The sequence below is a fragment of the Brevibacillus sp. FIR094 genome, from assembly GCF_050477165.1.
Taxonomy (GTDB): Bacteria; Bacillota; Bacilli; order Brevibacillales; family Brevibacillaceae; genus Brevibacillus.
In genome coordinates, this window is record NZ_JBEAES010000016.1 from 103,868 (window position 1) to 123,299 (window position 19,432).

The window sequence follows — 19,432 nt, forward strand, 5'->3', positions numbered from 1 at the left end:
TGGTAAACCAGATACATACAAGACATACCGAATAGATGCACCTATTCAGCCACTTTGGTAGCAGCCATGACCCACTCTCTACTTTCAACTGATAGTGTTTCATTTGTAGTAGATAGCACATTAGCACAAAAAAGAGGGGTTCTCCGCCCCTCTTTTTCAGTCCGCCAATCCATCTCCGCTTACTTTTCGTGTCATGCTTGGCATACCCAAGAGTGGACTCAATCTCTCCCTCGAGCATTTCTTGGATCGTTTCTGCAATCAATTCCTTTAACGCTGATTGCACGTCGTCTACCGACTTCATATTCTTCTCTTTGATCCACTGCTTTATCTGCTCTTTTGACATCACAAAAACTCCCAACCTTTCTAAAACTAATTGTAGTTTAGAGGTTGAGAGTTTACACAGAATACTCTACAGACTCCAATTATTCATTGGAGCAATCCCTTAATTGAGGGGGAAGAGTAAAAAAGGACGCCTTTTATAGTGCGTCTTCAGGATGAATCGGACGAATAATTGATGGTTCTATTGAAATTAATTGCATTTCCTAAAATTAACCAAATAAATGGCATTTGCTCACTTTCGGGGCGGCTGAGACAGCCGTCCTTTTTATTTTATCATGTAGCCCCCTACTTTAGAGATTATTTAATGATTAGCAAAAGAGAGTTTAACTTCAGAATAGACTTGATAAAAAAGAGGCTAAGTCTGTAGGCCATGGAAGTCAACCTAAAAACGGAGCCTCTTGAGTTTCAGATTATCTAATATCTAAGCGTGCTCTTATCAAAAGATATTCTTTCTGAGCCATTTTTCATAAATATCCAAATCTTCTTCTGTGTGAAAATAATGCTCGGAAGCATTTGAAACAGCAAGATTGCAATTAAACTTTGTGATAAATGTTGATAAGACATCATACTCGCACAGTTCGTCTTTTTTTCCATATAAAATTGAAGTTGGAGAATCCCATTTTATAATTGGATTCTTGATAACATACTGGTAATAATCCCAATATAGGATTTGACCAATTGGTGTAGATATTTCTTTTTCTCTGCACAGATGTTCTTCTGTAATATCAAACCATTTCATCATATTTTGAATCATTCGGCTCATGTCTAAAACAGGAGAAAGAAATAGGCTTTGCTTTAAAACTTCATCTTTATAAGCTAACAAGCTAAAATATGCTCCCATACTATTTGCCCATAGGCTGATAGTATTTGATTTCGTGTGTGCAAATTCTAAAACCTTCTTCAAATCAGAAACGCAGTTTTGCACTTTACAAAGCTTAGAACTATTTTTTCTATCGCCGTGTTCAGGCAAATCAAAACTGAGCACTTGATATCCCAATGGAACAACCTCTTCGGCTAGAATACGAATCGGAATATCTGATTTTGAAGACATATTGCCATGTACAGCAATAAATATTTCCGTGCTGTCGTTTCCCCACAAAATAGCAGGAATATCATCTATTAAAATATTTTCTTTTAACATGCATCCTCCAATTTATTGAGGTGTTACTTTCCATAGGTAGTTGTATATTATTTTGTTACGCATATCCTCAATTTTCAACCCAACTTTTTCTACAAAAACAGGGGAACGGCTTGATGGCTCTGGGTTTTCCCCTTTATCCATTCCCGGATTTTATCACGTCTTTATTCAATTTTTAGCACGAGTTTATTATGAATAGCATGGGTTTATTTGGGGCCTACACGTCCCTCACCAGTAAAGCCACAGATTCCACATGCCCCGTATGCGGGAACATATCCACCGGCTGCACTTCCTTCACCTCATACCTCTCCGCAAGCACCTTCAAATCCCTCGCCAACGTAGAAGGATTACACGACACATAAACCACTCTCTCCGGCTGCATCTCCAAAATCGTCGTCAACAACGCCTCATCACAGCCTTTACGCGGCGGGTCAACGACAATCACATCCGCCCATATGCCCTTCTCTTTCCAAGCAGGAATGACAACCTCCGCAGGCCCTGCTTCAAACGTCGCATTCTCCACGCCATTCAACTGCGCATTCCGATTCGCATCTTCAATCGCTTCCGGCACAATCTCTACTCCATACACATGCTTGGACTTCTGCGCCAAAAACAGCGAAATCGTCCCGATGCCGCAGTACGCATCAATCACCGTCTCCGTACCAGTCGCACCCGCGTACTCCAACGTCTTGTTGTACAGCACCTCGGTCTGAGCAGGATTGACCTGATAAAACGACCGCGCCGAAATGGCAAACTTAATCGAACCGATATAATCGTAAATAACATCGCTGCCCCAGAGCGTCACGGTCTTTTTGCCAAAAATAACGTTGGTCTTGTCCGAGTTGATGTTCTGCACGATACTCGTCACGCCAGGTACCTGTGCACGAATCGCTTCCACCAGCTGATCGCGCTGTGGAATCTGCTCCTCTGTCGTTACGAGCACGACCATGACTTCCCCCGTCTTGACGCCTACCTTCACAACGACATGACGCAACAAGCCTGAATTTCGCACCTCGTCATACGCTTTAATATTCAACTTGGTCGCCGCCTGCTTCACAGCCGCCACTGCTTCATCATTCATCTGATGCTGGATGAGGCATTCGTTCATGTCGATGATCGAGTGGGATTTCTCCGCGTAAAAACCGCCGACCAACGCCCCGTTTTCCTCGCCGATTGGTACTTGAGCCTTGTTGCGATAGCGCCATGGATCGCTCATGCCGAGTGTCGGGTGAACGGTAATCGCGCCTTCCCCTTCGACTTGGAAACCGCCGATGCGCCGCAGGTTGTCCCGCACGATTTGCTGCTTGTGACGCAGTTGCTCCTCGTATGCGAGATGCTGCAACGAACAGCCTCCGCAACGGTCGTACAGCGGACAGGGCGGCTGGAAGCGATGGGTACTTGCTTCTACTACTTCCGTCATCTTTGCAAAGCCGAAGTTTTTCTTCACATGATCGACACGCGCATGAACCCGCTCTCCTGCAAGTGCGCCATCCACGAACAGCGTATATCCTTCAATTCGGCCGCTCCTGCTCCTTCGTGGTTCAGTCCGGTTATCTCCACTTCCACGGTTTGTCCGACACGTACTGGGACATCCAGCTCCACTTTGGCTGTCGGGTGCGGACCGCGCCGCTTCTTTGTTGTCTTCGCCACTATCTATTGCTCCTTTTATCTTGCTCTATAGGTTTTCGTTTTCGCTCCAGGAAACATGCAGGGATGCACAGCGAAAAGCGGCATCCCCACGGCTATTGCTATTCATTTTACTATCTTCTTACGGGACGAACAACTCGATATGCCCCGGCAACGCTTCCACCACGCAAGGCAGCTGTCCGCCCAGCTCACCGTCCAGATTGAGCTGAACCGTCTCTCCGCCCGGTGAAGTGGCCTTGATGTAATCTGCCTGGAAATACAGGATGTTCGGGTCCTTCAGGTGCTCGCCGCGAACTGCTTGTGTCGCCAAGCGAATAAACTCTGCTATATTCAGCTTTTTCACGACGATGACATCCAGCTTGCCGTCCGTCAAGTCCGCATCTGGGGCGAGCCTGTCGAAGCCGCCTACAGATCGGCTATTGGCGATGAGGAACACCATGATTTCTTCATCCAACAGCACCTCTTTGCGGCTCTCCAGACGAACACGGATCGGGTGCAGCGACGGCAGCTTCTCCAAACCCTTGACGTAATACGCCATTTGTCCAATCAGCGTTTTCAGCTTGCTCGGGACCTCATAGGTCAAATTCGTCAGCGAGCCGCCACCCGCGATGTTCATAAAATAGCGGTTGTTGATGCGCCCCAGGTCAATGCGTTTTTTCTTGCCCTTCGTAATGATCTGCGTCGCCTGTGTGATCGATTTCGGTATACCGACCGCCCGGGCAAAATCATTGCTTGTTCCGCAGGGGATTATTCCAAGAGATGGACGCGCTTTATGCTCTGCCATCCCATTGACTACTTCATATATGGTTCCATCTCCACCAGCGGCCAGGATGACGTCAAAACCGCGAGCTACTGCACGAGCAGCTTCTTCTGTCGCATCATCTTCCCCTTTGGTCGCATAGCATGAAGTTTCATATCCGGCCGACTCCATTAAATCGAGGATTTCCGGCAATCGCCGACGCACGATCTCCCGGCCGGAGCTTGGATTGTAGATTAATCTGGCTCGTTTCAAGGCAGATCCCTTCTTCCTTCCCTCGCTCACGGGGGTACTCTCTTCCATCATATCCTGTATAGCCATTTTTGGGAATCGCTATGCTCCATATAGCGTGATAAGATAGAAAAAGATGGAAATCAAGGAGATAGGGGAGACGCTTGTGAAGAAGATCATCGTGGGAGTAGATGTGGGTGGCACTGCAATCAAGATGGCTTTGATTACGCCAGACGGCGAGCTGGTTACAAAAATGCAAGAACCGACGCCTGTTGCGGACGGCGAGGATGGTATTTGCAAAAATCGTAGACATGTCTCATGATCTTCTTGCGCAGTACGACTATTCTCTTTCACAAGTCTGTGGAATCGGTGTAGGAGTACCCGGACCCGTCGATGGCGAAAAGGGAATTGTCTTCCAAGCGGTGAATCTTCACTGGCGCCAACCCGTTTTATTAAAGGAAAAGTTGGAAGCCCTTACAGGTCTGCCAGTCGCGGTCGACAACGATGCCAATGTCGCAGCCCTCGGGGAAATGTGGCAAGGTGCAGGCCAAGGTGCACAAGACCTCGTTCTCATCACGCTCGGCACAGGTGTAGGTGGAGGCGTCATTTTGAATGGAAAGGTCATCCATGGTATCAACGGTGTTGGCGGCGAAATCGGTCACATCACTATGACCCCGGATAGCGGAGCTCCTTGCAATTGCGGCAAAACAGGTTGTCTCGAAACATATACGTCTGCGACCGCCATCATTCGTGAAGGGCGTTTTGCCGCTACAAACGGATCAAGCCCTGCGCTTGCCGCTGTACTAGCCACCAAAGGAAACATTGCCGCCAAGGATGTCCTTGAGGCAGCCGTAGCAGGAGACACAGCGGCTCTCGCGATTATCGATCAAGTGGCGCTCTATCTCGGTCTCGCTCTCTCTCATTTGGCGAATGTACTGAATCCTGCGAAGTTTATGATCGGTGGAGGCGTGGCCGCAGCAGGTGACTTCCTCTTTTCCCGAATCCGTGAATCATTCAAACGCTTTGTTCCCTTCACCTACGTCGTCGAGTCCACAGAGATCGTTCCTGCTCGACTCGGCAATAATGCGGGTGTGTACGGTGCGGGCTGGTTAATCCGTTCACAGATGAACGAATCCTGATCAGGCCACATAAAAAGAATCGACGCTCCTGCACGTGAATCCTCACAGCAAGAGCGTCTTTTTGGTATAGCCTTATGAAGAAGCCTGCCTGGGTGCCAGCTCTGTCTCGCCGCCTTTCCCCGAAACAATCAGCGCAGCACCGACGAGCACTGCACATCCCCCCAACAACTGGAGCAGGCTAAAAGCTTCGCCAAACAACAACGCCGAAAACCCAAACGTGACAACAGGCTCCAGCGTACTTAGCACCGATGCTTTGGTTGATCCAATCAATTGCAAGCCACGGAAGAAAAAGCTGATAGCGACCACCGTAGAAAAAACGACGATCCCCAGCAGCGCCCACCACCCTTGTACCGCAAAAGACAGATCGACACCTCCGTCTTTTAACGCAATGAAAAAGGTAGAAATGGCAGCAAACAGGGCGATGTACGCAGACGTTACATAGGACGAGACGCCTTTTACCACTCGATTCCCCACTACAATATAAACGGAATAAAACAACGCCGCTGCTAGAGCCAACAGCACGCCAATCGGCTGAATCCCACCAAATGACAAGCCGAGTACCAGTCCCAGACCAGCGAGTGTGATCAACATGGCGAGGACAGTCTTTTTCGTCAATCGCTCCTTCTCGACGAAGTAGCTCAGTATGGCAACAAACACCGGAAATGTGTACAGCAGTAAGGCCGCCATTGAGGTCGGTATGTACTGAACCGCAGAGAAAAAGCTAAGGGATTGCAGGGTGTACAAAATCCCGCCGAGACAAAACATAGCGAGCACCTGTCTTTTATCTAAGCGAAGCGATTCCTTGCGCCAAAGTAACAAACCAAAGAACAGAGCAGTCGCCAATAAAAACCGCAAAAACAAGAGCGTCGAAACAGACACACCCACTTCGTAGGCGTACACAGCAAAAATAGACATGACGCCAAAGCCAGCAGCCGATCCGAAAATATATAACACACCGACATACAGCGGATTCACAACATTTCACCAGCTTTCTCGAAATGACAGCGACGAGTGATGCGACAGGGCTGAAAATTTTACGATCAGTGCTTCAACCCCGCCCCTTCTCTGCGAAATATGCGCGACGCGAGAAAAATAGTGAAAATCACATAGACAAGCAAGGAGCCAATCCCCAGGAGTGCATGCATCGGGTCGACCTTGCCATAAAACACTTCCTTGGACAGTGCGACACCGTTGAACACGGGCATCACGTAGTAATGCGTAGGGATGTCGACCGGACTGACTGGCATCAGCATGTACGAGGGAACCATCGCCAAAAATATGACAGCACTCATGTACGTCTGCCCCTCTTTAAAAGACTTGGCAACCGTACTCAAAACAAGCTCCAACCCTGCAAAGAGCGCCGCCAACAACAAAATCGTCACGATGAGCACCAACAAAGTGACAGGCGAGAAGAAGGTGAGTGTAAAATGATCTCCTTCCGTCCCCATTGGTCCCAGACGCATGGCCAGCGTGACAGAAATCAGTGACGCTACTGCCCCCATGGTACTCATAGTCATGACAGCCAACAGCTTTGCCGTGAGGATGTGCTGGGCTGCAATCGGCGCCGTCAACAGCGATTCGAGCGTTCCCCGTTCTTTTTCACCGGCGACGAGATCATTCGCTGCGGCCATTCCCGCGGATGCAAGTGAGACTACCAGCATCAACGGAATGATGCCAGCCAGCATCCCTCCCGACTTCCTTTCCTCAGAGGCTGTATTTTGAAAGGTGGAGACAATCGGTTGAATGGTCTGCTCGGACAAGCCCGCTTGGTTCAACCTTTTCGCTACGACGTCTTTGCTGTACGCCTCTACTGTCTGCTCGATCAACGTACGGGCATAGACAGACTTTTGATTGGTGGAGTCATAGGCAACCGATAGCTGTGCTGTTTTTCCCGCCGCAATCTCTTCATCGAAGCCCGTAGGAATCGTCAAAATAGCGCGTAGCTGACCTGCTTGCAGTGCTTGCTCCGGATTGGATGGCTCCAGGATTTGAACGGCAGGATTTTTTTGCAAAACCGTAATCAATGAGGATGATCCTTGAACAGCTAACGGGATGTACTCCCTCGCTTCTTTTTCCACATTGCTATAGGACGTTCCCAGCAAAAAGAAGACGAACGGAATGACGAGCAATGGCACCAGGAGCGTCCCCATCCATGCCTTGCGATCGCGAAACAAGTCCATCAGTTCTTTTTTCAATACGGTCCAAACGACATGCGCGCCCATCAGCCTTCGCTCCCTTCCACGACAGCCATGAAAATGTCGTCCAGATCCTCTGTCCCAAACTGCTCGCGCAACGTATCCAATCCTCCGGCGAATCGCAGCTTACCCTTGTGCATGAGCGCAACCCTTTTGCACAGCTTGTTAATCTCGCCCATGTTGTGACTAGAGAACAGAATCGTCTTCCCCTCTTCTTGCAGCTTTCTGACCATTCTTCGAAAGATTGTAGCGGCTGTTACATCCAGTCCTGTCGTCGGTTCATCCAACAAAATGACATCCGGATCGTGTACCAGCGTCCGGGCAATTGCTACCTTTTGCTTCATTCCACGGGAAAAGGCCCCTACTCGCCGGTCGATAAAATCATCCATCTCAAGCATCCGGCTCAGACTGTGAATCCGCTCCTCAAGCCTTGCTTGCTCCAATCCGTATAGACGACCGAAGTACGCGATATTTTCTCGTGCTGTTAAACGGCTGTAAAGACCCACATCTCCCCCGAACAAGATGCCGATTCTGCGGCGCACTTCAAGCGGTTGCTGCCGAACGGAAAACCCACTAATCTCGATGTCTCCCTCGGTCGGGGTCAAAACCGTCGCCATCATGCGCATTGTTGTTGTCTTACCCGCACCGTTTTCGCCAAGAAGTCCGTAAACCTCGCCTGCCTCGACGCGAAACGATACATGCTGGACCGCTGCGATTTCCTTGAATTGCTTACTAACTTCCTTGACCTCAATCAACAGCAGCCCCTCCTCTCCCTTTTTTTCACTAGAATTGTACCTTCAGTAAGTACGACGCCCGCTTTTCTCCCGTAAACGTCACCTGTACGACACCCGTCCGCCCACGTAAAATCCTCGGTATAGCGCCAGTGACATGAAATTCCCGCCGCTTCTCATCGACTCGCGCGACTGACACGGAGCCTGGGGGCGAAAAGACCTTGTCGCCTTCCAGCGTGTAGAACGAAAGGGTGATTTCTCCGGGTTGCCCGTGTGCCTCTCCCGAAAAACGGATGATCTCTATCATTCCTGACACCGCTGACACTCCCGTGAGGTCAAAAAGCGGATGACGCAGGTTCGCAAACGTCTGCCCTTTTTCCAGTCCTGCAAAAACGCATCAAACTCCTGCACAGCAACCATCCACGCTACCGAGGAAGTCGTAGTCGTAGAGCCATGCGAAGGTATGGCACCAAACACAAGCGCAGAAGACGTCATCAAAAGTGGCAGCCAAATAGAAAACATGCTAATTCCCTCCAATAATTGGTTGCCCTTAGCATGCCCTATCAAAAGTTACTCGTATGTGTCTTTGGCGATCAGAATCTTTTGACTTTAAAAGCTGTAACTCTCCTATCCTACAGCGGATAACGCTCTTTCCACTTTGTCAGGGAAAAGCCTTCAAACAGCGCGACGAAATCCTCCGTATCGTTAATATAATGACGGGTTTCTTTTGCCTCTGGATGTTTTTCTAGATACAGCGGCGCTACCAAATGGCTGACAGGAACACCTTCTGCCTCTTGATCGTAAATGCCCCGCTCAGCGAGCACTTTGCCAAAATAACGCACATAGGTGACGGTTATGGTTTTTTCTTGACCATTTTCTTGCCACGTAGAAATGGAACGATCAAATGTATCAGACGGTGAACCACCTTTTCCAGGTGCCACACTTTCTCCTGCGACAGAAATGAGCTTCATGGACTTCCATCCTCCTTTTTCTTCCTGTACGTTCATTATAGGGGAGAGTGGAAATTGTTACAAATCCCCTTGCGTCATCGAAAACCCGCTGCGTTTATTTCTCTGTTACACTAAACAAAACGGTTAAAAAAACTCCGAAATTTTTTCGTATTCCGTGTCAGATATTCCGTGAACCAGAAGTCTACATAGTAAATCAACAAATCACGAGGAGTTTTTGCGATGGAACACTTGGTTATCAAACCTAAGACTCAAGAGGAACAAGACCTGACAGACGACGAGACTTTGGTTGAGCAGGCAAAAACCGGAGATCAGGAGGCGTTTAGCGAGCTGGTCAGGCGTCATCGCGCCAAAGTATACGGCTATGCACGGTCGTATACACAAGAAGCCTTTCTTGCCGAAGACATCGTTCAGGATGCTCTCATTCGCGCCTTTTTGCACCTTGGAACACTGGTGGACAGCCGCCGTTTCCTTCCTTGGCTGCATCGGATTGTGCGCAATCAAGCGTACACGCGTCTAACGAAGGGTCCGCAAAAAAGGGAAACCGTCTTCTCGAGTCTGGGCAAACAAACACATGAGCAGGAACCGACTGATTGGGAGGACCTCGACAGTATCCTGCACAGGCTGGGTCGGTCTTGGTCACACTCTTCGCAGAACACCGATCCCGAAGAGGTCATGGTGCGGCGTGAGCTGTTTGGGACGATCAGGAGCCTGCTGTATTGCCTCAATCCTCGGGAGAAACGCATTGTGGAATCTCATTTTTTTGACCATTTAGCCCCTCATGAGATCGCCCACATGTTCCAGATGTCACAGGCGAATGTCTACCAAGTGCTATCGCGTTCTCGCAAAAAACTGATTCAGGAAAAAACTCGTGTCGTTGTTGATCAATACATGAAGACGAGAAAGGTTGCGGGGAGTATGAAACAAGCAGTATTAAATAAACCAGAAGCATTCACTATGTCTACTTGGGTTACTTGCGCAGCAGCACTATACGGATTGGTAGAATCGACTGAAAGAAAAATGTCTTTGCCGATGATCCTTGGACTGAGCGGTCATGCCTTTCGCCTAACAATCGTTCCTGAAAATATTCATATTGCTGGCCCGACGATGTTTCACTTTCAGCGAGTTTTGCAGCAGGGTTTGAAAAATATGGGCTTTGAATCGCGTGCCGTCACCTCATATCATCTTTCCTGCGAACCAAACATGAATGCCAATCAAGTAGAACCTTCGCTGCTCAGCCCGGAAGCACGCCAGAAACGTCAGCTGTCTGTCCTCTTGCCAGAGGCATTGGAGCTGGTTCACCGCTCCATCGACAAAGGGCACCCTGTGCTTACTTGGGACCTGTTCATGCCAGAGTTCGGATTGATCTACGGCTATGATGATGAAAAAAGAGTCTTTTACGCAGGAGACAACTGCCAAAACGACAGCACCATTCCTTATGAAAACTTGGGGCGAGGTATCCTCGAGGAGCTATTTATCCTTGCCATCGACCGTGCGATTCCGATCGATCAACGCACGATGCTCGCAAATGCCCTCCAGTCTGCACTCGTTCATTATCGGGGAGAAGAGCCGCAGGACGAGAGCTGCGTCAATGGTCTAGCCGCCTATGCTGCTTGGCAGGAAGCCTATGAAAAAGGAACGGTTGAGCCGAATGGCAACGCATATACGACCGTTGTGAACGGGGATGCACGTCGCTACGCCTCTCTTTTCTGGAGCGAAATCGTTGATACGTGGACAGATTCTGTGTTTGATGAGGTTCGCCCACTGATGAAAGAAGCCGCTGGCTTGTACGGGGCGATTGCTGATGACTTTGACACGTTAAGCAAGCTCTTCCCGTTCCCGGCTGGGGGCGAGCCGAACGATGCGGAGCAGGGTAGGCAGGCTATTACGTTGTTGCAGGCGATAGAGCGAAATGAGCGTGCTGCCGTATCGGTACTGGAACAAATACAGACGGGACTCACTGCAAATCAGACACGCGCATAAAAGGGACAGAAAAAAGAACGCAGTCAGAAACGCTGCGTTCTTTTTCGTTCGAATTATTCCTCGTATTCGCCCCATTCAAGTGTGCCTTTTACAGCATCTACGTAAGGCCAGCCCTTGCTCTTGTCAACCGTATAGACAAGGGTGAGAAAAGGAGCTTGCTTGCCTTTGTAGGTTGGCCAGAAGTAAGACAGCTTTACAGGGAGATTTTTGGCTACGATTTCAGCAGCTTGTTGCTCTGTTACGGATAGCTTCAGGATGGGAAGAGTACCCTCTTTTTCCGGCAAATTCACAATAAAAGTAAATACTTGTCCATTCTCTATATCAATCTTCATCCAATAGTAACGGTCGAACACAGGCAACCCATCGTGCAGTTCATAAAAAATGAAGGTATACGTTCCTGTTCCTGTATCCTCCTCCTCTTTACCCTCTCCTTCATTCAACTTGATCATCCAATCGGCCAATTTCGGCTGTTTATATGGATCAAATATCTCAACCTGCCATTCAGTAGAGGATTTGGCGACATATGGCTCCATGAAGGAAATTGCTTTTTTCAAGGCTTCTTCTTTCGATAAGGGAACGGGCAAGCTCTTTGTTTCCATCGAAATGCTCGCACCAGTGACCTCTCCCGTAGAAGCATCCACCGAAATGGATACGTCTTCATACCCAAACTCATCGCTCCAGGAATGTATGAACTCACCATCAACTTCTCCTGTGTTGTATTCTGTGAACATCTTCTTCGTATCTACGTCAAACAGGCTCGCCACAACTTTTTCTCCATCTGCCCTGCTTTTGACAATAAGCGGCTCGCCTTTTGGCGATAGCGTAATATTCTTCAGGTTGTCAGGATTTCTTTTTCCATTCCCGGCTAATTCTGTTCCATGAGTGAAGTCAATCTGCTTTCCTGTCACGGCATCGATGTAAGCGTTATTCATCCATACATATTGCAAGCCCGGCTTGGCATCTTTCCCTTCCAGCACATAGCCCAAATCAAGACGCTCAGGAGTGAAATACTGGTTTTTGACAGCTTCTGGTGTCAGTGCCGTTTTCGGATCTGGGACCTTGGTCTCTTTCAAATCAAGTAGCTCACTGGATACACCCAAGATATGACCAGCATAATCCGTCGACACGAATATGCCCATACTATTCCCCAATATCTCCAGCCCATTTAGTTCAACTGGATAATAAACGGAGCGGTATCTTGTTGAGTTATCAGTCAAATCTTCAGGGTCTTCCTTTTTAACAGCTTTGGATAATTTAGGCGAGCCTGCTTGTTTTCTTTTGTCTGCCCCTAATAACTCAAGCACTGCTTTTTCTGCCCGTTGCAAAATAATCTCGTCTGTCGCAATTTCACCTTGCTTCCAAATATGCAAACTGGCGCTGTACATGAACAACTCACCTGTTTTTCTGTCAAAGACAACAGTGGCACTCATGTCATTGGATTCGGGACTTTCCAGATTGAGATTTAACAGATTTTCATCCATCTCACTTTTCACAATCGTTCGTTTCGTCAACGTTTTCAATGCAGGCTCCAGCTTTTCTAAAGCAGCTACGATTTGAGTGGCCCTCTCCGGGAGCTTTTCCTCGCTTTTTGTTGCAGATGCAGTGTGGCTAGGATGGATTTCAGGACTTGCAGCCAAGGCTGTTCCACTTGTTCCTGGCAACAGCATTGCTATTGTCAATGCGATTGCTGTACGTTTTCCATTTCGTTTCATAAAATCTCCTCCTTCTTTCTTAATCCTCTATCTCGTCCCACGTAAACGATCCATTTACGGCATCTACAGTTGGCCAGCCTTTGCTAGTATCGAGTTTATAAACAAGAATGGGTGCATTCTTCTCTCCAGATCTCGGCCAGATGTAAGTCAGCCTTACCGGTACATTTTGGGCGAAAATTTCAGCAACCTGCTGGTCTGTTACGGATGGTTTGAGCACAGGATATTTGCGATCCTCTGCGGGAACTGAGGCTAGGAATTCTGCGACTTGTCCTTTAATTGGATCAATAACTACTCCATAGGAATACTCCATGACTGGTATACCGTTTTGTTTCTCAAAAAATAAAAAGCCATACTGCTCGATGGATTTCTTTTCCTCAGTCTCTTGCTTGTTATCCTTATTCGAAAGAATCTTCAAAGCCAGTGGATCTTCTGGTTTGATTCGTTCGTACATTTCGACTTGCCATTCGGATTTTTTAGCATAAGGCTCCAAGAAAGAAATCGCCTTTTGTAACGACTGTTCTTTGGTGAGCGGAGCAGGAAGGTCTGCGATATGTGTCCAATTCAGGTAACCGCCAATCTCTCCTGTCATTTTGTCCTCCACTACCGAAGCGTAATTCACTTCAACATAGTTGGCCCAATAATGATTGATTATGCCGTCCTGCTCCTCCTTTCGATAGGTCGAATACGTCTTCTTCGTATCAATTCCTAACAAACGCTCTAAAATTTGTGTATCCGTTGCATTTTTCTCAATGAATGGCTTTGCTTGGGGCTTCAAGGAAATATTTTTCAGATCGGCAGCATTTAGCTTGCCTTCCCCGTTTTCTTCCCCCCATCCATCAACGATCTGCTTGCCTGTCATTGCATCAAATACTGGTGATGTTCTTAGCTTATACGCTATTCCAGGTTTACCTTCACTGCCTTCCCATACATAACCATGCTGGATCCGGTCAGGTGTAAAAATCTGCTTCTGGATCGCCTCTTTTGCGACAGCTTTTTTCGGGTCAGCAACCTGAACCCCCTTCAAATCGAGCGGTTCAAACGAGACTCCGATTAAATGACCAGCGGAATCCAAGTCTATATCTATGCCAAAACGCATTCCTTCTACTTCCAGTCCTTTCAACAGAATCGGATAATAGACATTTCGGAATTCAATCGAGTCTTCCTGTTCTTCCACGAATGTTGACAATTGTGGGGCATCCGTCATGCTCCGCTTCTTCGATCCAAGCAACTCCTCAACTGCTTTATCGGCTTTTTTCAAAATGGCCTCATCTGTTGCTTTTTCTGTCTGGTCCCAATTAATAGTGGCAGCCTCGTAACCAACCATTTCACCACTTTCGCGATCAAAAAGGATATACGCATCCTCGTGTATGTTGTCTGGATGATGCATAGTCAAGACCACTTGATTTTCATCTTGCTCGGAAATGAAGACTTCCCGCACCGTCAAAGTTTTCAAAGCAGGCTCCAACTTCTCCAGCAAAGCGACAATCTCTACCGCACGAGCAGGCAACTTGACTTGTTCTTCAGATGGGTTTTCAGCATTTTTCAAGATCATTTCCGGACTTGCAGCAAATGCCTGGGCACCCGTTCCCAGCAGCATGGTTGTCACTGCAAAAGCTGCCGCCGCACTTTTCCAATTTTGTGTCATGAACATTTCCCCTAATCAATTATGATGATAGCTACTTATTCTATCTTACTTTTTTCCCACTATTTAGCATAGATCACAGCACAAAAAACAGCACTCTCCCCTTACAGAGAAAGTGCTGTCGTATGTTTTGCCTACAGGCTGTTCAATACTTCCTGAATCAACTTGTTTACCATTCCCGGGTTTGCCTTACCTTTGGTTTGCTTCATGACTTGGCCTACAAAGAAAGCAGCTGCTTTTTCGTTTCCAGACTTGAAGTCTGCCACGGCTTGCGGGTTGGAATTGACCGCATCAACGACAACTTGACGCAGAGCGCCTTCATCGCTAATTTGGACAAGTCCTTTTTCTTCGACGATCTGCTTCGGCTCTTTGCCGGTCTCGACCATCTCTTTGAAGACGGTTTTGGCGATTTTGGAGGAAATGGTTGCGTCCTCGATCAGCTTGATCATCTCACCCAAGCCTTTTGGTGTCATTTTCACATCAGCAAACACCAGGTTGTTGGCGTTGAGGTGTGCCAACAGGTCAACCATCAGCCAGTTCGCTACTGACTTCGGCTCTGCTCCTGTTTTCACAGTCTCATCAAAGAAGTCAGCTGTCTCTTTGGAGATTGTAATGACTCCGGCATCATCCTTAGACAAGCCAAACTCGTTCACATAGCGTGCCTGACGAGCATCTGGCAGCTCTGGAATGGTTGCGCGAACCGCTTCAATCCACTCCTCGGAAATCTGCATGCGAACCAGATCAGGGTCTGGGAAGTAACGATAGTCGTGCGCTTCTTCTTTCGAACGCATCGTCAACGTCTTCTTGTTCGCTTCATCCCAACGGCGTGTTTCCTGAACGACTGTACCACCAGAAGAGAGGATCTCTGACTGACGCAACACCTCGTACTCTAGCCCCATTTGTACATTGCGGAAGGAGTTCATGTTTTTCAGCTCTGCTCTGGTTCCGAATTCCTCTTGATCGTATGGACGGATCGAAACGTTGGCGTCGCAGCGCAAGGAGCCTTGTTCCATACGGACGTCAGATACTTCCGTGTATTGAATGATTGCTTTCAGCTTTTCCAAATACGCACGCGCTTCTTCTGGCGTACGGATGTCTGGCTCGGAGACGATCTCTAAGAGCGGCACGCCTACACGGTTGAAGTCAATCAAGGATTCTGCGCCAAAATCACTGTGCGTCAGCTTGCCAGCATCTTCTTCCAAATGCAGACGAGTGATCCCAATGCGCTTCGTCTCACCGTTTACTTCGATGTCGATCCAGCCATTGTAGCCGATCGGCTGGTCAAACTGCGAGATTTGGTACGCTTTTGGCGAGTCTGGATAAAAGTAGTTCTTACGGTCGAACTTGGTCTCGCGGGAAATCTCGCAGTTGAGGGCGAGTGCTGCTTTCATCGCGAATTCTACCGCTTGCTTGTTCGTTACAGGCAAGACACCTGGATGTCCCAAGCAGATCGGGCATGTATGAGTATTCGGCGGTGCACCAAATTCAGTCGGGCAGCCGCAAAAGATTTTACTGTTGGTCGATAGCTCGGCGTGAACCTCCAAGCCGATGACGGTTTCGTACTTGCTCATGCTCTTACCCCCTCACCCATTCCGGTTTGCGTCCGTAGAAGCCTGCGGTTTGCTCATACGCATGGGCTACGCGCAATACAGTGGATTCGTCAAATGCACGACCTACGATCTGCAAACCGATCGGCAAACCGTTTTTGGAGAATCCGCACGGCACGCTGATTGCTGGCAGACCAGCCAGGTTTACAGGAACGGTACAAATATCTTCCAGATACATTTTCACCGGATCATCTACGTTTTCGCCTACTTTGAAAGCCGTAGAAGGCGTGGTTGGGTGCAGGATTACATCGTAGTCCGCAAAAATGTTGTTGAAGTCCTGAATGATCAGGGTACGCACCTGCTGCGCCTTTTTGTAGTAAGCATCGTAATAACCAGACGAGAGCGCGTAGGTTCCGAGCATGATGCGGCGCTTCACTTCTGGTCCAAAGCCTTGGCTGCGGGATTCCTTGTACAGCTCGATCAGGTTTGCCGCATTGTCTGCGCGCACACCATAACGAACGCCGTCAAAACGAGCCAGGTTGGACGAAGCTTCAGACGAAGACAAGAGGTAGTAAGCTGGCACTGCATATTCCGTGTGCGGCATGGAAACCTCGCTCCATGTAGCACCCATGCTCTCCAACTGCTTCAATGCTGCCAGAACAGCATCGCGAACCTCAGGGTCAATCCCTTCTCCGATCAACTCTTTCGGTACCCCGATACGCAGTCCCTTTACATCTCCAGTCAATGCGGACAAGTAATCCGGTACGTCCACATTGGCAGAGGTAGAATCGTATTCATCATGTCCCGCAATCGCTTGCAGCACATATGCAGAATCCTCAACGTTTTTCGTCACAGGTCCGATTTGATCCAGCGAGGACGCGAACGCAACCAGCCCGAAACGGGAGACGCGTCCGTACGTAGGCTTCAAGCCGACAACGCCACAAAAAGCAGCAGGCTGACGGATGGAGCCACCTGTATCAGAGCCGAGTGTGAAGTAAAAATGACGCGCAGCCATTGCTGCCGCCGAGCCACCGGAAGAGCCTCCCGGAACGTAGTCGGTGTTCCACGGGTTTTTCGCTGGGAAAAAGCCGGAATTTTCGTTGGAGCCGCCCATCGCAAACTCGTCCATGTTCAGCTTCGCAACGATGACCGCATCGGCATCTTTCACCTTTTTAGAAACAGTCCCGTCATGAACAGGATCGTAGTTTACCAAAAATTTGCTCGCGCAAGTCGTGCGAACGTCTTTTGTAACCAGGTTGTCCTTCAGTCCGGCAGGCAAGCCGTAGAGAAGACCCGGCTCCTCATTTCCCTTGACCAGACGCTCGTCCAATTGACGGGCATGAGCCAAGGCTCCCTCTTCATCTACATGCAGGACGGATTTGATTTCTCCGTCATGCTCCTTGATGCTAGCGATGGAAGCCTGCACCAGATCCGTTACCGAAATCTCTTTTGCGCGCAGGGCGCTATGTATCTCAGACAATCGCTTGTCAAACAGCGACACAGTGGGTTCCTCCCTTCTCATTATCCAGTAGGTTATTCGAATACTGCCGGTACTTTAAACTGCCCGTCTTCGTGATCCGGTGCGTTTTTCAGCACGTCCTCACGCGGCAAGGACGGTCTGTTTACGTCTTCGCGCATAACATTTTTCACATCTGTAGCATGACTGGTTGGCTCAATATTGGATGTATCGAGTTCATTCAGCTTAGCTGCAAAATCAAGAATCGCATTCAGGTCTTTGGTGTACCGCTCGGCTTCTTCCTCAGTAAGCTGCAAACGGGCCAAATTAGCTACGTGTTCTACTTCTTTGCGAGTAATGGCACTCATTCTTTCCACCTCCGAATCGTATCACATAACTTTGATCTTACTTGAAAAGAGCAGGTTCAGTCAATTTTCACGGGGATTTCAACAGTGCAAACAAATAATGTTCTCGACAAAAAAATATTGATCGATTATTAATCAATAAAAACTTTGTCTGGCTGTTGTGGTGGTGAGGAAACAGGAGAAAACGCTCAGCTTCTAGGTCCACCCGCTGTGGGATTGACTGCCCGGCTCCATGAAAAAAAGCGAAACCCGCGTCCAAAGTCGTCCTTTCAGGGGGTATCTCAGAGGTGGACGCTAAGGGCTTGTTTCTCTTTTTTTCATTGCGCCTCGGTCGGTGTCCCTAAGATCTTCGCTTATTTCTCCTGTTTCCTCTACGAGCTTTCCATGTTAACCGGGTCTTACATGCCTTAAAAGAATGAAGAATGCTGTACATTACGATAGAGAAGAATATTTCCAGACGTAGCGACTTGTGGAGTCCTCCCTTCGGAGCGGACAGTCTCAGCCCTCAGCGGGACGGAGCCTGGAGCCTAGTCTGGAAATATTCTTCTCCCCACCGCAGCCACATCTTCAACTACTAAGAAAAACAAGCCCAAGGCATTTGCCCTGGACTGTGTGTCTTCTATCTCTTGCTATTCCGCCTTCTTTTTCGCCAAGGCCTGCCCCATCAAGAGAGACTTCCCTTTTTCAACGCCTGTTGCCCATTCGAGCTCGTTGGACTCCAACAGCAAAATGACGGTTGATCCAAATTCGAACCAGCCCAGCTCCGCCCCTTTTTCATAACGAGGTGTCCCAGCAATCTTCTCGTGGGTTTGGCGACCGTGTTTGATATTCGTCGTAGCTGTGTTGTAGCAGACCTTCACGCTCCCTACAAACAAGGCTCCTACTTTAATCAAGGCCATATCGCTCAGGTTATCTGTTTTGATATGAGTTACCAAGCGTTCATTGCGGGCAAACAAACGGTCTACGTTTTCTATCCCGAGCTGGTTGACTGGATAGAGTCTGCCAGGCAAATAGCAGTAACAGCTCAAATCGCCCGTTACTGGCATATGAATCCGGTGGTAGTCCCTTGGACTCAAATAAATGGTGATAAATTTACCACCATAGTAACGCTTGGCCTCTTCCTCCGAACCGCCCAACAGCTCAGTCACACTGAAATCTTTTCCCTTTGCTTGAATCAAGGTACCTTCACAAATATCACCTAGCTGTGAAACAGTTCCATCTACCGGGCTGACGATGGTATCTGGGCCAGGTGCAATCGGTCTCGCTGCGGGCTTCAGGCGTCGGGAAAAAAACTCCTTCAGCGTACGGTATTCCGAAGCCGGCTTTTCTATGATCGACGTATCAATTTGATAGTGCTTTATGTATCGTTGAATAGCTAATCGACTAAAGGGAGTAGCGGTAATTTTGCCCATAGTCCGTGACATCGCGTTTTGTGGCAAGCGATGAATGAGACCTGGGAGCAGCTTTTTGCCCATAAGAAATGCTCCTTCGTAAAACAACAATACCCTTACTTTACCACTTCTGCTAACAGCCAGTAAACCCCGCACTATTACCAGAGGTTCATCATTTTCTTCGACGGTCT

General features: G+C 48.4%; 15 protein-coding genes and 3 pseudogenes. 2 read left to right on the plus strand and 16 right to left on the minus strand.

Annotation, left to right across the window (positions count from 1 at the left end; genetic code table 11):
- Positions 1 to 175 precede the first annotated feature (175 nt).
- The 4 genes and pseudogenes from ACQ5DJ_RS16300 to ACQ5DJ_RS16315 all read right to left on the minus strand — a co-directional run.
- Positions 176 to 343: pseudogene (locus ACQ5DJ_RS16300) on the minus strand (IS256 family transposase); the annotation flags it as partial.
- Between the two features lie 432 nt (positions 344 to 775).
- Entirely contained in the window at positions 776 to 1,480 is a 705-nt protein-coding gene (locus ACQ5DJ_RS16305) for an alpha/beta hydrolase (protein ID WP_429843395.1), read from the minus strand.
- A 214-nt stretch (positions 1,481 to 1,694) separates the two neighbouring features.
- A pseudogene (gene rlmD / locus ACQ5DJ_RS16310) lies at positions 1,695 to 3,127 on the minus strand (23S rRNA (uracil(1939)-C(5))-methyltransferase RlmD).
- 118 nt (positions 3,128 to 3,245) lie between these two features.
- A complete protein-coding gene (locus ACQ5DJ_RS16315) occupies positions 3,246 to 4,136 on the minus strand; it encodes a diacylglycerol kinase (protein ID WP_429843396.1) in 891 nt (296 codons plus the stop codon).
- Between the two features lie 112 nt (positions 4,137 to 4,248).
- Between ACQ5DJ_RS16315 and ACQ5DJ_RS16320 the strand changes: the two are divergent.
- Positions 4,249 to 5,251: pseudogene (locus ACQ5DJ_RS16320) on the plus strand (ROK family glucokinase).
- Between the two features lie 72 nt (positions 5,252 to 5,323).
- Here the strand turns inward: ACQ5DJ_RS16320 and ACQ5DJ_RS16325 are convergent.
- From ACQ5DJ_RS16325 to ACQ5DJ_RS16350, 6 genes are all read right to left on the minus strand, one after another.
- Entirely contained in the window at positions 5,324 to 6,226 is a 903-nt protein-coding gene (locus ACQ5DJ_RS16325; protein ID WP_429843397.1) for a DMT family transporter, read from the minus strand.
- A gap of 65 nt (positions 6,227 to 6,291) precedes the next feature.
- Positions 6,292 to 7,473 (minus strand): ABC transporter permease, encoded by a 1,182-nt coding sequence (locus ACQ5DJ_RS16330; RefSeq protein WP_429843398.1) that lies wholly within the window; start codon positions 7,471 to 7,473, stop codon positions 6,292 to 6,294.
- Positions 7,473 to 8,201, minus strand: coding sequence for an ATP-binding cassette domain-containing protein (locus tag ACQ5DJ_RS16335; protein WP_429843399.1), 729 nt, complete (start codon positions 8,199 to 8,201; stop codon positions 7,473 to 7,475). Before ACQ5DJ_RS16335 ends, ACQ5DJ_RS16330 begins: the two co-directional genes overlap by 1 nt.
- Positions 8,202 to 8,229: 28 nt before the next feature.
- Positions 8,230 to 8,493 carry a hypothetical protein gene (locus tag ACQ5DJ_RS16340; protein ID WP_429843400.1) on the minus strand — a complete coding sequence of 88 codons (264 nt, stop codon included), beginning with the start codon at positions 8,491 to 8,493 and terminating at the stop codon, positions 8,230 to 8,232.
- A complete protein-coding gene (locus ACQ5DJ_RS16345) occupies positions 8,481 to 8,699 on the minus strand; it encodes a hypothetical protein (RefSeq protein ID WP_429843401.1) in 219 nt (72 codons plus the stop codon). The genes ACQ5DJ_RS16340 and ACQ5DJ_RS16345 overlap by 13 nt, the downstream gene beginning before the upstream one ends.
- A gap of 110 nt (positions 8,700 to 8,809) precedes the next feature.
- Positions 8,810 to 9,148, minus strand: a complete 339-nt coding sequence (locus tag ACQ5DJ_RS16350; RefSeq protein WP_429843402.1) for a hypothetical protein — start codon at positions 9,146 to 9,148, stop codon at positions 8,810 to 8,812.
- A 219-nt stretch (positions 9,149 to 9,367) separates the two neighbouring features.
- Here ACQ5DJ_RS16350 and ACQ5DJ_RS16355 point away from each other — a divergent pair, with 219 nt between their 5' ends.
- On the plus strand, positions 9,368 to 11,128 hold the full coding sequence (locus ACQ5DJ_RS16355; protein WP_429843403.1) for an RNA polymerase sigma factor: 1,761 nt from the start codon (positions 9,368 to 9,370) through the stop codon (positions 11,126 to 11,128).
- A gap of 53 nt (positions 11,129 to 11,181) precedes the next feature.
- Here the strand turns inward: ACQ5DJ_RS16355 and ACQ5DJ_RS16360 are convergent, their stop codons facing one another.
- The 6 genes from ACQ5DJ_RS16360 to asd all read right to left on the minus strand — a co-directional run bounded on the left by ACQ5DJ_RS16360 (position 11,182) and on the right by asd (position 19,325).
- Positions 11,182 to 12,840 carry a YcdB/YcdC domain-containing protein gene (locus tag ACQ5DJ_RS16360; protein WP_429843404.1) on the minus strand — a complete coding sequence of 553 codons (1,659 nt, stop codon included), beginning with the start codon at positions 12,838 to 12,840 and terminating at the stop codon, positions 11,182 to 11,184.
- A gap of 19 nt (positions 12,841 to 12,859) precedes the next feature.
- Entirely contained in the window at positions 12,860 to 14,485 is a 1,626-nt protein-coding gene (locus ACQ5DJ_RS16365; RefSeq protein WP_429843405.1) for a hypothetical protein, read from the minus strand.
- 131 nt (positions 14,486 to 14,616) lie between these two features.
- Positions 14,617 to 16,053, minus strand: a complete 1,437-nt coding sequence (gene gatB / locus ACQ5DJ_RS16370) for an Asp-tRNA(Asn)/Glu-tRNA(Gln) amidotransferase subunit GatB (RefSeq protein ID WP_429843406.1) — start codon at positions 16,051 to 16,053, stop codon at positions 14,617 to 14,619.
- Positions 16,054 to 16,057: 4 nt separating this feature from the next.
- Positions 16,058 to 17,530, minus strand: a complete 1,473-nt coding sequence (gene gatA / locus ACQ5DJ_RS16375; protein ID WP_429843407.1) for an Asp-tRNA(Asn)/Glu-tRNA(Gln) amidotransferase subunit GatA — start codon at positions 17,528 to 17,530, stop codon at positions 16,058 to 16,060.
- A 32-nt stretch (positions 17,531 to 17,562) separates the two neighbouring features.
- The gene (gatC, locus tag ACQ5DJ_RS16380; RefSeq protein ID WP_007717539.1) at positions 17,563 to 17,853 is read right to left on the minus strand and encodes an Asp-tRNA(Asn)/Glu-tRNA(Gln) amidotransferase subunit GatC; all 291 of its coding nucleotides are present in this window, start codon (positions 17,851 to 17,853) and stop codon (positions 17,563 to 17,565) included.
- A 626-nt stretch (positions 17,854 to 18,479) separates the two neighbouring features.
- Positions 18,480 to 19,325: an archaetidylserine decarboxylase gene (gene asd / locus ACQ5DJ_RS16385; protein WP_429843408.1), complete on the minus strand. Its 846-nt coding sequence runs from the start codon at positions 19,323 to 19,325 to the stop codon at positions 18,480 to 18,482.
- Positions 19,326 to 19,432: the final 107 nt, after the last annotated feature.